Source organism: Pollutibacter soli, assembly GCA_029269725.1.
GTDB classification, from domain to species: Bacteria; Bacteroidota; Bacteroidia; order Chitinophagales; family Chitinophagaceae; genus Pollutibacter; species Pollutibacter soli.
The window spans coordinates 18,926-36,394 of sequence record JARJHS010000001.1; the positions used below are offsets into that span (position 1 = coordinate 18,926).

General features: G+C 42.7%; 13 protein-coding genes. 6 read left to right on the plus strand and 7 right to left on the minus strand.

Features of this window, described 5'->3' with window-relative positions; genetic code table 11:
* Positions 1 to 14 precede the first annotated feature (14 nt).
* Entirely contained in the window at positions 15 to 143 is a 129-nt protein-coding gene (locus P2W82_RS00100) for a hypothetical protein (RefSeq protein WP_336513782.1), read from the minus strand.
* Positions 144 to 468: 325 nt separating this feature from the next.
* On the opposite strand from P2W82_RS00100, the gene P2W82_RS00105 reads away from it, so the two are divergent.
* From P2W82_RS00105 to P2W82_RS00120, 4 genes are all read left to right on the plus strand, one after another.
* Positions 469 to 1,239, plus strand: a complete 771-nt coding sequence (locus tag P2W82_RS00105) for a 3'-5' exonuclease (RefSeq protein WP_336513783.1) — start codon at positions 469 to 471, stop codon at positions 1,237 to 1,239.
* A gap of 89 nt (positions 1,240 to 1,328) precedes the next feature.
* Positions 1,329 to 2,114, plus strand: coding sequence for a polyprenol monophosphomannose synthase (locus tag P2W82_RS00110; protein WP_336513784.1), 786 nt, complete (start codon positions 1,329 to 1,331; stop codon positions 2,112 to 2,114).
* A gap of 87 nt (positions 2,115 to 2,201) precedes the next feature.
* The gene (locus P2W82_RS00115; RefSeq protein ID WP_336513785.1) at positions 2,202 to 3,101 is read left to right on the plus strand and encodes a DMT family transporter; all 900 of its coding nucleotides are present in this window, start codon (positions 2,202 to 2,204) and stop codon (positions 3,099 to 3,101) included.
* A gap of 137 nt (positions 3,102 to 3,238) precedes the next feature.
* Positions 3,239 to 6,130 carry an alpha/beta hydrolase family protein gene (locus P2W82_RS00120; protein WP_336513786.1) on the plus strand — a complete coding sequence of 964 codons (2,892 nt, stop codon included), beginning with the start codon at positions 3,239 to 3,241 and terminating at the stop codon, positions 6,128 to 6,130.
* 310 nt (positions 6,131 to 6,440) lie between these two features.
* On the opposite strand, the gene P2W82_RS00125 is transcribed toward P2W82_RS00120, so the two are convergent.
* Positions 6,441 to 7,151, minus strand: coding sequence for an SDR family NAD(P)-dependent oxidoreductase (locus P2W82_RS00125; RefSeq protein WP_336513787.1), 711 nt, complete (start codon positions 7,149 to 7,151; stop codon positions 6,441 to 6,443).
* A gap of 218 nt (positions 7,152 to 7,369) precedes the next feature.
* Positions 7,370 to 8,086 (minus strand): hypothetical protein, encoded by a 717-nt coding sequence (locus tag P2W82_RS00130; protein ID WP_336513788.1) that lies wholly within the window; start codon positions 8,084 to 8,086, stop codon positions 7,370 to 7,372.
* A 276-nt stretch (positions 8,087 to 8,362) separates the two neighbouring features.
* Here P2W82_RS00130 and P2W82_RS00135 point away from each other — a divergent pair, with 276 nt between their 5' ends.
* Entirely contained in the window at positions 8,363 to 9,130 is a 768-nt protein-coding gene (locus P2W82_RS00135) for a helix-turn-helix domain-containing protein (protein WP_336513789.1), read from the plus strand.
* Between the two features lie 77 nt (positions 9,131 to 9,207).
* A complete protein-coding gene (locus P2W82_RS00140; RefSeq protein ID WP_336513790.1) occupies positions 9,208 to 9,630 on the plus strand; it encodes a VOC family protein in 423 nt (140 codons plus the stop codon).
* Positions 9,631 to 10,684: 1,054 nt separating this feature from the next.
* Here P2W82_RS00140 and P2W82_RS00145 read toward each other — a convergent pair.
* The 4 genes from P2W82_RS00145 to P2W82_RS00160 form a co-directional block, all read right to left on the minus strand.
* Positions 10,685 to 13,285 (minus strand): M14 family metallopeptidase, encoded by a 2,601-nt coding sequence (locus P2W82_RS00145; protein WP_336513791.1) that lies wholly within the window; start codon positions 13,283 to 13,285, stop codon positions 10,685 to 10,687.
* Between the two features lie 487 nt (positions 13,286 to 13,772).
* Complete coding sequence (locus P2W82_RS00150) at positions 13,773 to 14,648, minus strand: cupin-like domain-containing protein (RefSeq protein WP_336513792.1); 876 nt, start codon at positions 14,646 to 14,648, stop codon at positions 13,773 to 13,775.
* 24 nt (positions 14,649 to 14,672) lie between these two features.
* On the minus strand, positions 14,673 to 16,088 hold the full coding sequence (locus tag P2W82_RS00155) for a dihydrolipoamide acetyltransferase family protein (RefSeq protein WP_419555692.1): 1,416 nt from the start codon (positions 16,086 to 16,088) through the stop codon (positions 14,673 to 14,675).
* Positions 16,089 to 16,189: 101 nt separating this feature from the next.
* Positions 16,190 to 17,446 (minus strand): competence/damage-inducible protein A, encoded by a 1,257-nt coding sequence (locus tag P2W82_RS00160; RefSeq protein WP_336513794.1) that lies wholly within the window; start codon positions 17,444 to 17,446, stop codon positions 16,190 to 16,192.
* Positions 17,447 to 17,469 lie beyond the last annotated feature (23 nt).

The following is a 17,469-nucleotide window of genomic DNA, read 5'->3' on the forward strand; positions in this document are numbered from 1 at the left end:
ACTAACGGATATGCCTAGCGGTATCCGATCATGTTTTGTGTTGTCTTACATCCGGTTTTAGAACTTGCTCTGGACGCGGTGCATGAAGTGATGGTTACAGTAGCTGTAATAATCAAAGCGAGCATGATAAATAAACGTTTCATCTTTGTGGTATTTAAATGTGAATTTAGGGCACATGGGTAACGGTGGATAAAACCGCTTTTTGGCCAATCAGAGGAGGGGACCACAATGTTATAATAGGTATCGGAGAAAAAGTGAAGTGGTGTAAAATAACTTCAATATTTCGGAATTTGCAAGTATTGTGCCCTGAAATATTGGACTATGGCTCACTTCCGTAGTTTAACTTCTGCGGTTTCAGGAAGTTATCATCCAAAAAATTCGGGGGTTCTGATCAACCGTTCGCCAAAGAAATGCTGTCAGTAAACTTTATTTTACGAATTTTATCCTTTTTCATCCACAACTTTCAGCATGAATCTGAACCTTAGCCGGCCAATTGCTTTCCTGGACCTGGAAACTACAGGCATTAACCTTACAACGGACCGTATCGTCGAAATGGCGATCGTAAAAATATTGCCTGATGGAGCCCAACAGGTCAAGCGGCGATTGATCAATCCACAGATTCCAATCCCTGCCTCTTCATCGGAGATCCATGGAATTACGGATGAGATGGTGAAGGATGCACCAACTTTCAGGCAGGTGGCAAATGAAACAAGACAGTTTCTCGAGAATTGCGACCTGGGTGGATACAATTCCAACCGTTTTGACTGGCCGATGCTGATGGAAGAGTTTTTACGTTCCGGCCTTGATTTCGATGTCAGCGGGCGTAAACTGCTTGATGTGCAGAAAGTTTTTCATCAGATGGAACCGAGGACGCTGTCCGCCGCATATAAGTTTTATTGCAACAAAACTCTCGAAGGCGCGCATGGTGCTGAGGCAGATGCGTTAGCGACATGGCATGTATTTGAGGCTCAGTTGGAAAGATATAATCAATTGGGTAATACATTGGATTCAGTGATAAAGGCAATAGGAGACGAACAAATTGTGGATTTCGCGAGGAGAATAATTATGGAAAAAGGGGTCGAAACCTTTAATTTCGGAAAACACAAAGGCAAACCGGTTGCTGAAGTATTAAAAGCTGAACCCCAGTATTACGACTGGATGATGAAGGGTGATTTTGCAATGCATACGAAACAGAAATTAACCGAGATCCTGAATCGCTCTTTGTTAAAGAAAGCCTAACCTTGTGATCTCATTCGCTGTTTATCCCTACCCCCCAGATGAGAATTTGTATTTTTGTATTTGCTTGTCACAACTAAATTATTATCGCATTGGAAAAGCTGGTTGTAATACCAACCTATAACGAAAAGGACAATATCCGTGATATCACGGAGGTTGTCTTTGGCCTTAACCAGGGTTATCATATCCTGGTGGTGGATGACAGTTCCCCGGATGGGACAGGCAATATCGTGCGTCAGCTGCAACGTGAGTATCCTGGTCAGCTTTTTCTTGAAGAAAGAAAGGGCAAAATGGGTTTAGGTACTGCGTATATTCATGGGTTTAAATGGGCCTTAGCCAACGGGTATCGCTTCATTTTTGAAATGGATGCAGACTTCTCACACAGTCCTTATGACCTTGAAAAATTATATGAGGCATGCAAATGGGGGAAAGCAGACGTGGCGGTTGGCTCCAGGTATGTACGCGGTGGAAAGGTTGACAACTGGCCATGGAACCGCAACATGCTTTCCAAAGGTGGTGCTTTTTATACAAGATTGATCACCTGGATTCCCGTCAAAGATCCTACAGCGGGTTTTATGTGTTACAGGAGAGAAGTACTTGCAACGATCAACCTTGATGAAGTGACATTCGTTGGATATGCATTCCAGATAGAAATGAAATTTGCCGCCTGGAAACTTGGCTTCCGGATAAAAGAAGTACCTATCACATTTACTGATCGTAAACTGGGAGTTTCGAAAATGAATAAAGGTATTGTCAAAGAAGGTATATTCGGTGTATTATCGATACAATGGCAGAGCATGTTCAAGAATTATCGGCACCGTGTGAAAAACAGGTATGAAGAAATTGCTCCGCTAATCCAGGAACAGGTAGTACATTAAAATTTAAGTACAGATTTTTTAATAATGATGCTCATGTAATGCAGCATCATTTTTTATTTCATTGAACTGCTGCATGTTTTTTAATACATGAGAAAAGCTTTTTTTCAGTTACACATCGCTGTTTTCCTCGCCGGGTTTACCGGTATTCTTGGTCGGTTGATTACGCTCAATGAGGGGTTACTGGTTTGGTATCGTGTACTGCTGAGTGCAGCAGCTCTTTTTATACTTCGGATGTTTTTTGGCAGCAAAGATTATTTAAATAAAAAAGATCTTCTGCAGATTTTAATGGTAGGCGCTACAATCGCATTGCATTGGGTATTCTTCTACGCAAGTATCAAATATGCCAATGTTTCAATAGGTCTTGTCTGTTTTTCTGCGATCGGGTTTTTCACAGCTGTCTTAAATCCGGTAATGACAGGTAAACGAATCGATTTTTCAGAACTTGCGTTGGGAATACTGGTGATCATCGGCATTTATTTCATATTTCAGTTTGATGATCAGTTTCGCACAGGAATTATCCTCGGAATTATTTCGTCAGTTCTTGCTGCTGTTTTTACTATTGCCAACAAGAAATTATTGGCCAGGATTGATTCAGTCACTTTGACAACTTATGAGCTCGCAGCGGGTTGGCTCGTTCTATCTGCCTTGCTTCCATTTTATCTGAAGGCATTTCCACCTGATCACATTATTCCTACCTGGTCAGACTTCTGGTGGCTGCTTTTCCTGGCATTATTGTGTACAGTACTCGCGGTAAATCTTTCCATGGCTGCATTAAAAAAGATTTCGCCGTTTACTGTCAACCTCACTTACAATCTGGAACCTGTATATGGGATTCTTATGGCCTTTGTTGTGTACCATGAGAATAAATATCTGGGCGAAGGTTTCTATATTGGTTTTGCCATCATATTAATCAGTGTTATCATTCAGAGCTGGCGGGTCTGGAAGAAATCAAAACACCAGGCTTTGAATAAGAGCGCGTTTACTTGAGAACGTTTTTTCGATTTATAAACTAAAAAAGACGAAGGGGACAACGTATTTTTTCACCTGAATAAATAAGATGGTCATTAAAAGAATCGATCCCAAGCCTGATTTATTATCTTTAAAAAAGTCAAACTTTTCCCTCCATGAAAAATAAGTTTCTTTTCCTTTTACCTATGATGTTTTGTTTTTTGCTGACACAGGCTCAGAAGAAACCGCTTGATCACACCGTTTATGATGGTTGGCAATCCATCGCTGAAAGAAAGATCAGCAACGACGGAAGATGGGTTCTCTATGTGGTCGCAGTGCAGGAAGGAGATAATAATCTTATACTTCAGCATACCGATGGCAGCGGAAAGCAGGTATATGCTCGGGGATATGACGCTGCTTTTTCCAACGATAACCGGTATGCATTCTTCAAAATTAAACCGGCCTTTGCAGATACCCGGCAGGCAAAGATAAAAAAGAAAAAGCCGGAAGAGATGCCAAAAGATTCACTCGCGATAGTTGATCTGAGCAACCTCAGCATTTTCAAAACAGATAAAATCAAATCCTATAAAACCCCGGAAAAGGGTTCCGGGTGGATCGCTTATCACAAAGAAAAATCTCCTAAAGACAGTACTGTTGCCGCAAAAGATACACTGCGATTGATCATGGATACTTCAAAAGGAACAATAATTCCGATGGAAGAAGGCCGGAAAAAGAAAAAGAAAAAAGGTGACGAAGATGAATTGACTTTTGATCATGCTGATTTCTTTGCTGATGAGCCGGCCAAGGAAGAAGGCACAACGCTGATTATTCGCAACCTCGCAAATAACCAGGAACAGGAGATAAGAAATGTTGATGACTACCTCTGGAGTGAACAGGGAAATATCCTGGTAATCGAAACATCGGCGAATAAAAAGCAAAAGAATTCGAAGGCTGCAGTGCTGATCTGGAGGAGTGTCGAAAATCATATCGATACGATCTGTAAGGCCGGAAATGACTTCAAAGGGTTGACAATCGATGAAAAGGGATACCAGGTTGCATTTACTGCGGAGCGCGATAGCAGTGAGAAGGCTTTACAGAAATTTTACAAATTGTATTTCTGGCAGAATGGTGACGATACGGCGAGGATCGTGGTGGATAGAAATACACCCGGCATGGAATTGAACTGGACGGTGAGTGAGAACGGAAGAATATATTTTTCGAAGTCTGGTCATCGTTTGTTTTTCGGAACAGCACCGGTGCAGAGACCGAAAGACACCACTCTTGTGGAAATGGATCTTGCGAAGGTGGATGTCTGGCATTACAATGATGACTATTTGCAACCGCAGCAATTAAAGAACCTTGATCAGGAATTGAAGAGATCATACCTGGCTATGCTTGATGTTCCCCAGAACCGCATGATACAATTGGCTGATGAAGATCTGGCACAGGTGATCGTTTCGGACGAAGGCGATGGCGATCAGTTTGTTGGTATTACCGATAAGGGTAACCGAATTGCGAGCCAGTGGGAAGGAACCACAAAAAAAGATGTCTACGCTGTGAATCCGGAAAACGGAGATCGGGTTTTGGTTCGTAAAAGCTTATATGGAACAGCACAGATTTCACCAAAAGGAAAGTATATTATTTGGTATGATAGCAAAGCGCGACACTATTTCAGTTGGGCAAATGGTAAAACATTTAATATTTCACAAAAGCTTCCGGTAAAAGTATATGACGAGTTAAATGATGTACCTGCGGATCCTGGCCCGTATGGAATGTTCCGCTGGCTTGAGCAGGATGCTGCAGTGTTTATATATGACAGGTTTGATGTGTGGAAACTCGATCCGGTAGCGAAAGAAAAGCCGGTGAGTATCACAAAAAGTGAAGGCAGAAAAACAAAAACGGTGTACAGGTATATACCGCTGGATCCTGAAGAAAGATTTTTGGTTCCGGGCCAATCAATGCTTTTCCGAATTCAGAATGAGAAAAATAAAAACATGGGCTGGGCCAGGTATATCCTTGATGGTAAGGCCGATCCTTATATTACTCAATCCGTTCCTTTTGTATTTGGAAGTCCTCTGAAAGCTAAAGACGCGGACTATTACTGTTATACAAGAGAGTCATATGTACAAAGCCCGGATCTGTACTCAACCGGTGATTTTACAAAAGAAATCAAGCTGAGCGATCTTAATCCTCAGCAGGCAAACTATACCTGGGGAACTTCGAAACTTTTTTACTGGAAAGCATATAATGGAAAGGAAGCAACAGGAATCGTGTACAAACCTGAAAATTATGTTGAAGGGAAAAAATATCCACTGCTGGTGTATTTCTATGAGACATTATCAGATGGTCTGAACAATTATATTCCTCCTGCGCCTACGCCCAGTCGTTTGAATATTTCATTTTTTGTAAGTCGAGGTTATATTGTTCTGGCGCCGGATATTTATTATGCAGATGGTCATCCCGGAAAATCCGGTTATGATTATGTAGTCAGCGGCGCGAGGGCACTTGTTCGGGCAGGCCTGGTGGATAGTACACGTATGGGTATCCAGGGACAAAGCTGGGGCGGGTACCAGGTGGCATGGATCATTACACGGACCCATCTTTTTGCTGCCGCATGGGCAGGAGCACCCGTGGCAAATATGACCAGCGCCTATGGTGGTATTCGTTGGGAATCCGGATTGAACAGACAGTTCCAGTATGAAAAAACGCAGAGCAGAATTGGAGCCACGTTGTGGGAAAAACCGCAGCTGTATATCGAAAACTCACCGTTGTTTGCTTTACAGAAAGTAAAAACACCATTGGTAATTATGTCGAACGATGCAGATGGTGCAGTTCCATGGTACCAGGGCATTGAGATGTTTACAGCAATGCGAAGGCTCAACAAGAAAGTTTGGTTATTGAATTATAATGGTGAAGCACATAATCTTGTGGAAAGAAGAAACAGGAAGGACATTTCAATCCGTGAGCAACAGTTTTTTGATTGGTTGCTGAGAAATGAAAAGCCTGCCCGGTGGTTGACAGATGGAGTGCCGGCGACGTTGAAAGGCAAGGATTGGGGACTGGATTAAAAAGGGCGACGGACAATTGCGGAGGAGTTACTTGTAGCGTTTAGAAGTAAAAAGATAATGAGCAGCCAGCAAGCCGGCAGAGCGGATGATAGCGTAACAGTTGAAAGATAATTCCTGCGAGTATCAGATGCATCGTGAGGGCTACATATCTAACGTTGTGTCCATATAGTGTTACCGATGGAATTTCTGTAAAGACAATGCATGCATTGACTCTACATAGAATCCCTGTACTTTTTGACCTGGCGACACGAGATGTCATCCAGATCCCGGAGGAACATCGTTTGTGTACCCCGCCTCGGTTTGCATGGTCTTACATATAATTTCCTCCATTAACACAAATCGTCTGGCCAGTGATATATGATGCAAGTCCGGAGGCGAGGAACATAACGGTGGCGGCTACCTCTTTTGCAGTTCCGGCCCGCTGCATTGGTATGCTTCTGAGTACGCTGCTCATCTGATCCGCCGGCACATCGTCCTGCATACTGGTATCAATGATACCCGGAGCGACGGCGTTTACGGTTATACCATAAGGCGCATAAATTTTTGCTGCTGATTTTGTAAAGCATTCAATTCCTGCTTTACTCACCGCGTAATGGGTACCCGCAATAATTCCACCGACCTTTCCGGCAACGGAGGCCAGACTGACTATAGTCCCGGATCCTTGTGTCTTCATATTTTCCACCACCAATTGTGTAAGAAGAAAAACAGAAGTGAGGTTAATGTCCATCAGAAGTTCCCATTCTTTTCGCGTAATATCCTTCAATGGCGTTCTTAAACAGATTCCTGCACTATTTACCAATACATCGATCCCACCTTCCATGTTAATGATTCTTTCCACCATCGATCTGAGAAATGTTACATCAGTTATATCACCCTGGAAATAATTTTCGGACGGCCCAGCGATGATGTCTGTTCCATAAATCCGGGCACCCGTTCTTGTAAACTCTTCAATTAAACAACTGCCTATACCACCGGCGGCGCCGGTAACCAGCACCACTTTGTTCTGAAAATTCAATTCCATGTAAGTTTTTTTGTCAGTTTGATTGGGGAAAATAAAAACGTACGCGCAGTCCGGGATTCGCTGATTTCAAATCAGTCTGGATTAAATATGTGCCATCATATCGGTGTGTTGCTTTTCAGAAAGTTCCTGAACGTCTGGCATTGATATGATTGCGCCGCATAAAGAAAACGTTTTTGAGCTTTCGTTTCAAAGGCGGGTGCAAAAAAGTTTTTGCAGTTTTAAGCAGCGCTGCCGATGTATTTTACCAGGCATCGTTTAGCAATAGGCAACAAAGTTTCTTCCAGGGGAATGGTCAGGTCCGTTTCAATTCCATATACCGCCGGATTGGGCAATTCAGTTCGGTTGCGAATCAGTTCAGATTTGATACTCTCCAGCGTGTTCACAAAATTTCTTTCCCACTGGGCGATAAAGCTTGTACGGATCGTGCGGTATTTTTCATCATGCTTTTCAAACATACTCATGCGATAATGAAATACTCGCGTGTCTCTTGCATGTCCATCATTCAATAAAAAATAGCCTTCGACATTCTCCAGGGGAATAAGGCCGACAGGAAAAATTCTGAGTTTGTCTTCGATGAATTCATAAATCTGTGTCCCGTCCTGGATAGAGTTACTCATTTTCTCCAATGCGAAATGCATGATCTCTTCCAGCTCTCTCATCATTTCATCATCGTCTGTAATCTGTTCATACAGCATTTCAAGTTTCTGCATATCCATTTGCGTAAATTTCTTAGGGAACTGCTGTTTGAGGAATTCCTTGTTCTGACGAAATGCGCGCATGTTGTTGTAATGAAAGATCAGATCTGCGAGCTGGGGATAAAGTTTGGTCTCATCGAAATGCCGATGAATCTCCTGCAGATACGAGAGCAGGGTATATTTTTTAAGTTCAAAATCAATATATCCTTCTGCAAACCAGGTTTGGGACAGCGTTTTCATAACCGATGAGATTATACGATAATTTACAAAAAAATCCCGGTATGGCAACAACCTAAGGGATAACGCAATAATATGGCAGGTATTTTGGCGCGACCAGAATACAGAATGCAGAATACAGAAATGGAATACAGGAAAAATGAAATCCTGTCGGCAAGCAGGTTGAAAACTGAAACTGGAATTCCGGGAAAAGGTAGAATCTGGTAAAATCCGCCGGGAGCACTCCGGCGAAAAATAATAACTTCATTAAAGTGTCTATCTTTTAAAGACCTGGACAAAATGATAGCAAGGCATCTTCTTCCATCTGAAAAAATATCGGCTTATGTCGATAGAATACTGGTGATCCAGGAAAACCAGGTTGCTACCCCCTTTGTTTTACCATTGTATGCCAACGGCGTTCCTACGATTCTGTTTACCTCTGCTAAAGGAAAGCTTAGGAATGGCAGTGCGAATCATCTTCATCTTTTTGGACAAACAATTGTCCCGGACAACATCAGTTTAAAGAAAGAATTTATTCTGATAGCATACTTTTTTAAACCTTATAGTCTCATTTCACTATTTGGTGTACAGGCACATGAACTTACCGACCATCCATTGGATCTGCATCTTCTTTTTCCAAAGAGAAGCAGGGATCTCGAGAACAGACTGGTTGATTCCGGGGATGCCGGTACAATGATTGAAATGCTCGACGAGTTTATTTTTTACCTGATCAATCACGCAAAGAATGATTGTGAGCGGATAAAGTATGCCGCAAACAGGATCATGCATGATTATTCAAAAGAGTCGTTGGTTACCGTACAGAAAGAGTTACATATTACTGAACGAACCTTTCAGCGCTTATTCGAGAAAAATATTGGCGTCGCTCCGGGAATGTACAGGCGCATCTGCCAGTTTAATGCATCTTTCACTTCACTCAATAACAGGCGTCACCTGAAGTTATCCGATCTGGCATACCAATATGGGTATGCAGATCAGAGCCATTATATAAGGGCATTTAAAGAGTTTACCAACATCACACCAGGCGAGTATTTGAAATTTGGATCATGACGTTTCAATTTTGTCGGGATTGTTCTATTTTAAACTTTCTCCTCGCTATAGTTTTGAGATCAAATAAAATAATTGCTATGTCAAATCAAATCTATCCTTGTCTTTGGTTCGATGGTAAAGCCAAAGCCGCAGCGGAATATTATTGTTCGGTTTTTAAGGATTCAAAAATTACGGCCGAAAATCCGATGGTCGTTACTTTTGAGTTAATGGGGAAAAAGTTCATGGCGCTAAACGGAGGTCCTAAGTACAAATTTTCACCGGCGACTTCTTTCGTGGTGGAGTGCAACACGCAGGAGGAAATTGATTATTACTGGGAAAAACTGGGTGATGGCGGAAGGTATGATCAATGCGGATGGCTGGATGACAAATTCGGCATGTCCTGGCAGATAGTTCCTGCTGTACTTGGAAAGTTAATGTCCGATCCGCAGAAAGCGCCGAGGGTGGTAGAGGCGTTTATGAAGATGAATAAGTTTGATATAGCAGCGCTGGAGAACGCATGAGCAGGCAATAATGAGGAGGCGATAGGCAACAGGGAACATCCATTTGAAAGTTATTTGCAGAGACAAGGCATGCCTTGTCTCTGTAAATAACAGGTAACAGAAAATAGAAGCAGGAAACATGCATAGTGAATATAACGCCAATATTGCGATCGAATTTCGAAGTTTGTTGGTGCTCGCCTGTTTAACTGAATTTAAAAAAGAGGTTTACAATGCCCGACGAAACACCAACAAATGAAAAACGTTACGTTTGTGTTTACCCGGAATACCCGCGATAATTTGGAATTAATCGATTTTACGAAGTACCAACAACAATTTGCCACGGAGATTTATAATCACCTTGCGCACCACAGAAAAAAATATTGGTTATACGAACTGCAAAATTTATTCGCGACGTCAAGCTGTTAGCAAATCGATGAACGAAATCATACTAAAAAAAGCAAAGGGTATCGCGAGTATCACGATACTAATCGGGATATTATTATACCTGTCAAAATTCTTACGCGTTTATTTCGCAGGAAATCAGGCCGTATTATTTGTTCTGGGATTCCTGCCGAACCTGGGCCTGTCGATGGTGATACCATTTATTTACGTTAGCAATCGTTTGCGTCAACGTAAACAACTGAAGCATTTTACTATCGCTTGTGTTATTTCTTTTTTGCTAATGGTTTTAAATGAAATCAGGGATGTGTATCAAACCGGCAGAGTATTTGACTGGTTGGACATTTTTGCATCTCTGGCAGGAGTTTTCGTTGCGTGGCAGATTTATCAATTTTCTTTGAAGAAAATGTTTGATTCTACACAAAACTTTGTGTAAAAAAAATCCCACGTACGAAGACGTTTTAGTATAATTCAGGAATTTTGTTGATGCTTGCTTTTCTGATTGATATCCAAAAATAATTTCCCCGGCGAAGTGCCAAAATTTAGGCAAAATTCACCACTGAAAAACTGAAAACCGGGCCTGATGCCTATTTCCCGATGTTCCGTAATTTATTAAGTATAAAAGAAAATGAAGCGGAACACCAACAAATAGGAACGTTTTATTCCGCCTGCTACCTCACCTTGCACTAATTACCTCTCCAAAGAAAATGGCATTCATCATCAATCTATTTGTGCCGAACCAGAATGCCCTGAAATTGGGATTATCACTCATCGAAATCACCCGGCCCTTTCCAATAGCATCAATATTTATTACCGCAGCATTACCAGCCATTGCAGAATACTTTTTATGCAGGTATCCGCTTTGCAAAGGCTTTGCAGTGAATTTCACCGGTGTATTGTAAGGTGAGTTGTTTTTATCCATGAAAATCGCATTGCTCTTGAAAATGCTGATTTTCTGATTGTGGTATCCATAACAGATAGGGTGAGTGAGTTCCAGCTCCGCATCGAATATAGTTCCCGGAATTTCCTCAGCTCTGCGGGCATCTGTGCGTGACGCATACGGCAGAACGCTAACCGTATCCATTTTTGTACTGTCCTTTTTGTATCCAACTTTTGTAAACCCATGATTGGATAAATAATTCACTGCATCTTCAATTCCGATCAATGTGCCTCCATTGCTTACCCAATCACGAAGTTTATCCTGGGATTCTTTATTGAGTGAAGGATATCCACCGGAAGACATAATAATCACCGAATACCTCGATACATCCAGTTGTCCGAAAGAGGATACATCCACCAGGCTCGCAGGAATTTTATATCGTTGATCGAGCAAATGCCATACTTCGCCAACGTCATTTGCCGATGTCCCTGGTCCTGAAAAAAGCATTACCGATGGTTTTTTAATGAGAGAAAAACTGCTGCTTCCTAAATCAACACCGGATTCAGACAACCCGGAACGAAGTGCATACATTTTCGAAGGTGAAGAACTCTGAAGTTCACTTAGTGCCGAATATAGCTCTGCAGGTGAAATGGTTTGCGATTGCAATGGGATAAGGATGGTGCCATAGGTAAACTTCCGCGATCCGTCTGTGGTGGATGACTCAAATGGAACAGTAGCCACTTTTGTTTTGATTCCTTTTTGTTGTACCTGGTATAACAATGCCGGTGCATAATAATCATCCCATTCGATTGCATAAGCATAATCACTCTGTGCAAGAGAATTTTTCTGAGTACTGACCGCGCTTATTTTTTCTCCCGCATTGGAGGAGTTCCAGCTGCTCAGTTCTGCGAAAGGCAGGTTAAATGCTGATGGCAATGCCCAGGCAGAAATATCATAAAACAGGCTGTCCTTAAACATCAGGGACTTTTCGAAAATTCCCTTGATCAGTTTGTACTGGGGTTGATCTAACGGAATAGCATAGGCGCTTCCCGGATTAAACCCGATTCCATTTGCTGAAATCGCATTTTTTAAAGGGTAGACTTCAATCTGGTGACGCAGTAAAATTTTAATAAGCTCCTGGTTTCGGGAAGCATCATAAGAATCGCCAAAAACATATGCTTTAACACCGGATGCCTGAGCTTCTTTTTTCGCGTTAACATAGAACTCCCGCTGATAATCCAGCAGGTCTTTCCGCATGTTACGAACGGCTTCCAGCGTAGATAACATCGTAGTAAACTGGTTGCGAATAGTGAAAGGGAAAGTCAGCAAACCATTAATGCTTTCCTGCGCGTGTCCACGGGAACTTGCCTGTTCAAAAAGAATCCCGATTGAACCATTGATATCCGGATATGTTGAACCTTTGCCGTAATAAAAATCATCATAACCTTCTTTTGTAAAATATAGCGATCCGATTTTATCAAGATAACGGGCATGGTAATTCGCGATCTTTCCGGTGAGTTCCTGGTTCTTTACTGGTGTATTCGGATTTACACGTGATGGAACCCCGGGTTGAAAAAAGAAACTTGCGTTTGTACCCATTTCGTGATGATCAGTCAGTACGTTGGGCTTCCATTGATGATAATACACCAGCCTGTTCTGACTTTCGTTGTGTTGTGCCGGCATCCAGTCGCGGTTGAGATCAAACCAGTAATGATTTGTTCTTCCGCCGGGCCACATTTCGTTAAACTCTCTCGCATTCGGATCTGTAACAGATGTGAAACTTTTGTTTGTATTTACCCAGCTGGCAAAGCGGTTAAGGCCATCCGGATTAAATGAGGGATCCAGCAGTATAACAGTGTTGCGGAGAAGACTATCCATCTGTGGTCCTTTTGCTGCTGCGAGATGATAAGCTCCGAGCATCGATGCATTTGCGCCGCTGGGTTCATTGCCATGAATGCTGCAACCGATCCAGAGTACTGCTGGCATGTCTGAAGTATTCAGCGTTGCTGATTGAGAAGGGTCAGAAAGTTTGACATGTTCCTGCCGGATTTTTTCCAGGTTCTTGTGATTCTCCGGAGATGTGAAGATTAATAACAATTGAGGACGTCCTTCATAGGTTTTTCCTGTTTCGATGAGTATCGCACGATCTGATGCCTGGTCGATCGCACGCATGTACTGCACGAGACGGTCATGCGTTACATGCCATTCACCAACTTCGTGACCGATAATTTTGGATGGTACCGGTATTGATGAATCGTAACTGAATTCCTTTGGAAGATAGTAGGACAGGGGTTGAGCGGAAATTTCTGATCCAATAAAAAAAATAAGCGTTAACCAAAGCAGGCGCATGTATTTTTTGTTTTTAATAGTGAGCGGTATTCCGGTAGCCGGTGGCAATAACTGCAGTTGAGATCAGGAATTACTAAAATATGGAATTCCGGTTAAGAATGATGAGCTGAAGTGATGCATGATTGGAGATGATAATGTATTGCATCAAAACGCCTTCGGCGTGCCCATGGATCGCCTGCGGCGATGAAACAGCCATCACGCGGACTACGCAGAGAAACAGCCCTCGGAGTGCGCGGAGTGAAGTTCAATTTATAAAGTAACCGGACTGGATGATTGCAGAAACATCTGCATAAATCACGTCTGATCTGCGGGAAATTTTTGCCTGCGGATTTTACAGAAGGGCACAGACTTGAGGGGGAAGGTTACAAATAAAATGATCGATCTGCGTAAATCAGCGCTGATCTGCGGGAAATTTTTGCCTGCGGATTTTACAGAAGGGCACAGACTTGAGGGGGGAGGTTACAAATAAAATGATCGATCCGCGTAAATCAGCGCTGATCTGCGGGAAATTTTTTCAAATCCAGGACTTATTTATTCAAATATATTTCTCTGCGTGATGGAAAATCTTCTCTTTCTTATAATTAAACCACCATTCCGGCGCAGTCTTTTTCAGCAGCGTATCTACATTGCGCATTCCGAAGAGATTCCATGCACCATGTAATTTACCGGGGAGGGAAGCCTGTAATGCACGCAGGCTCATCGCAAAACCAGCTTCAATATATTCCATGTGATGGAAATAACTGGCAGGCATGAAAAGTGTTTCACCATGTTCCAGCACAACCTCATATCCTTTCGCTTTACTAACCGCAGGATAACTGGAGTGATCAATTTTACTTTTTGACGGATCGTGATAATAACTGAAATCCACGAGGCTGAGTACTTCCCATGGCTTGCGATAGAGTTTATGCTGCTCCGAATAAGGAAAAAGCAATACGCGTTTGCGACCCGCAAACTGCGTATGCATGATATGACTCATGTCGATATCAAAATGCATATGTGTGATACTTCCCGCACCTCCAACAAACAACATCGGGAACTTCTTTACAAAACCCTTCATCAGGTGTTCGGGCCATGTAAAATCTTCCGTCAGCTTTGGTGCGTGGTCAAAAATATTGAAGAGAAAAATGCGCCATTCAGCAGGGCCACTGCTGATCATATCAATATACTTACCAAAAGTTGTGTACTCGTCGGCTGTGTTTATAGGAGTAGTACTGTTGCTTTTTATGTTATTGTAAATTCCAACTTCCTGGTCGCCCACCAATTCCTTAAAGTAGTTCCAGTTCCATTTGTTCATTGCAGGCCATCCGTTCGACAGGTTACGGATAACCACAGGCTTTTTCGGGAGGTAATAATTCTGAGTAAAATCTTTCTCGGAGATGGAGTCAACCCTGTCCACCGGTTCTAAATGCATCGTAGTTCTGTTTATTATTAAAATCTAAAATGTTCTGTTGATATCAAAACTCTCCAGTTCTTTTACCACCGCGGTGACAAAACTAGCACCCATCGATCCATCGATGATCCTGTGATCATATGACATCGATACATACATCATGTGACGGATGGCGATGCTGTCACCCATTTCTGTTTCAACAACAACCGGACGTTTTTTAATCGCACCGGTGGCGAGTATAGCTACCTGGGGTTGGTTAATCACCGGAGTTCCCATCAAACTTCCAAAAGTTCCTACGTTAGTGAATGTAAATGTTCCTCCGGAAGTATCATCCGGGCGAAGTTTGTTAGTACGTGCACTGTTGGCCAATCCATTAACCTGTTTCGTCAGGCCCATCAGGCTCAGCTGATCAGCATTTTTAATAACAGGAACAATCAGGTTCCCGGAAGGCAATGCTGTTGCCATTCCGATATGTATATCTTTTTTAATGATGATCTTGTCGCCTTCAACACTGGAATTTAACCAGGGGAATTTCTTCAGGCAGTGAACAATTGCTTCAATAAAAAGAGGAGTAAATGTGATTTTCTCACCTTCTCTTTTTTCAAACTCTTTCTTATTTTTTTCTCTCCATAGTACAAGATTGGTAACGTCTGCTTCAGAGAAACTGGTCACATGTGCACTGGTCGCTTTACTTCGAACCATATGTTCAGAAATCAAACGACGCATACGATCCATTTCAATGATCTCCACATTTCCGCCGGAAATTGTTGCGATAGGCTGGATCGGTTGGGGTGCCGGTGTTTCTTTTCTTTCAACGGGTTTTGGCGCAGCAGCAGCTGGTTTTTCGATGTACTGTGGTTGTGGTTCCGGCCTGGGTTCAGCTTTAGGAACCGCAACTGGCGGCGCGCCATTTCTGCGATGGGCTACATATTCCAGTATATCTCTTTTGGTAACCCGACCCTCATTTCCTGTACCTGAAATATGTTCCAGTTCCGTCATTGGAATTTTTTCGTTGGCTGCAATATTTAAAACCAACGGAGAGTAAAATCTTGCACCTTCTGATTTTACTGTATGGGGAATATGGGATGGAACGTAAGGAATTTCTTCGGCACTTACATCATCTTCCGCAACAACTGCTTTCCTTGTCGGATGAAATTCAATATGAGCTGATTGCGCAGGAACCTGTACTCTCTCTGCTTCTGCTTCTCTTTCTTCACCAACACCAACTTTAATCCGCGCTATGACCGCACCAACAGGAACTACATCATTTTCATTATAAAGCAATTCCTGTATAACACCTTCCGCTGTTGAGGGTACTTCGCTATCCACTTTATCAGTAGCAATTTCCAAAACGGATTCATCCTGTTTTACAAAATCGCCGGGCTTTTTGTGCCATTTCAACACCGTCGCTTCCATAATACTCTCACCCATTTTTGGCATAACCAGGTCAACCATGGCCATAGCGTTCTGCATTTTTACATATGAACAATACAGGAGAAACCTTTCCTCCCGTTTTAATCGGCGGTAAAGGTAAAAGATTTCGAAGATATGTGCTTTCAGGGCTACTGGTCGAGGATAAATTTCCGGAGTATATTCAGGCCATACATGGCCGTCATTTCGATATTGCGTTGACGGTCAAACCGGAAATAATAACTGTGCGCTTCAGAAGTTTTTCTGGAGGCAACAGCAATCCAGACGGTACCTACAGCTTTTTCCGGAGTTCCACCATCAGGCCCCATAATTCCGGAAGTAGCAATGGAAAAGTCGCTGCCGGTGTGGCGGAGTACGCCTTCGGCCATTTCTATAACAGTTTCGCGACTGACTGCTCCATAACCTGCCAGCGTTTGCGGACGAACATCGATGAATTTCTCTTTAAGGTTATTGGAATAGCTAACGACGCCACCTAAAAAAAACTGGCTGCTACCGGGGAATTGTGTTAATGTGTGAGCGATATAACCGCCTGTGCAGCTTTCCGCTATGGAGAGTGTCTGCTTTTTTTGTTTAAGAAGATCGCCCACCACTTCCTGCATCGTCGTATCCCTATCCGCAACGAGTACATCAGCGATCTGCTGTTTCAGCATATCGAATTCGGCTTCGAGTTTGGCTGCAGTTTTCGGGTCATTGCCATGTGCAGTAAGGCGAAGCTTGACCATTCCATAATTGGGTAGATAGGCCAACTTGATATTTGATGGTAATGTAGATTCAAATTCCTTAATGCGTTCCGCAAGAAATGATTCGCCGATACCAGCAGTCAATAATGTACGATGGACAATGGGCGGAAGCTGAAACTTTTCCGCAAGTTTTGGAAGAACCGAATGGATCATCATTCCCTTCATCTCGTGTGGCACGCCCGGCATACTCATAAAGATCCGGTTGTTTTTTTCGAACCACATGCCAGGTGCCGTGCCTCGTTTATTCTGGATCACAGTACAGGTGTCGGGAACTTCTGCCTGTTTCAGATTGCGTTCCAGCAGTGGTTTTTTAAGATAAACTTCAAAAATGTGTTTTACATTCTGCAGCGCTTCTGCATTTACTACCAGCTTCCCATCAAAGTACTGACACAGCAGTGGTTTGGTGATATCATCAGCAGTAGGACCGAGACCGCCGGTTATTAAAATTACATCAGAAAGCCTGCTTTCTTCTTCCAGCGATTGCCATATATCTTTCCATACATCGCCGACGGCTAACCGACGATGTACCCATATCCCGATTTTATTTAACTCCTGGGCAATCCATGCACTGTTTGTATCAATGGTCTGACCAATCAGGAGCTCATCTCCAATGGTGATAATTGTGGCATTTATATTTCTGGTGGTCATGTCCAGAATTTTGATATTGGGTT

Bases quoted from the DNA above. Each gene is read 5' to 3' on its own strand.
- P2W82_RS00135 (WP_336513789.1), top strand. From the start codon at position 8,363: ATGATAGCAAGGCATCTTCTTCCATCTGAAAAAATATCGGCTTATGTC.
- P2W82_RS00120 (WP_336513786.1), top strand. From the start codon at position 3,239: ATGAAAAATAAGTTTCTTTTCCTTTTACCTATGATGTTTTGTTTTTTG.
- P2W82_RS00150 (WP_336513792.1), bottom strand. From the start codon at position 14,648: ATGCATTTAGAACCGGTGGACAGGGTTGACTCCATCTCCGAGAAAGAT.
- P2W82_RS00160 (WP_336513794.1), bottom strand. From the start codon at position 17,446: ATGACCACCAGAAATATAAATGCCACAATTATCACCATTGGAGATGAG.
- P2W82_RS00100 (WP_336513782.1), bottom strand. From the start codon at position 143: ATGAAACGTTTATTTATCATGCTCGCTTTGATTATTACAGCTACTGTA.
- P2W82_RS00115 (WP_336513785.1), top strand. From the start codon at position 2,202: ATGAGAAAAGCTTTTTTTCAGTTACACATCGCTGTTTTCCTCGCCGGG.
- P2W82_RS00125 (WP_336513787.1), bottom strand. From the start codon at position 7,151: ATGGAATTGAATTTTCAGAACAAAGTGGTGCTGGTTACCGGCGCCGCC.
- P2W82_RS00155 (WP_419555692.1), bottom strand. From the start codon at position 16,088: ATGGCCATGGTTGACCTGGTTATGCCAAAAATGGGTGAGAGTATTATG.
- P2W82_RS00140 (WP_336513790.1), top strand. From the start codon at position 9,208: ATGTCAAATCAAATCTATCCTTGTCTTTGGTTCGATGGTAAAGCCAAA.
- P2W82_RS00105 (WP_336513783.1), top strand. From the start codon at position 469: ATGAATCTGAACCTTAGCCGGCCAATTGCTTTCCTGGACCTGGAAACT.
- P2W82_RS00130 (WP_336513788.1), bottom strand. From the start codon at position 8,086: ATGAAAACGCTGTCCCAAACCTGGTTTGCAGAAGGATATATTGATTTT.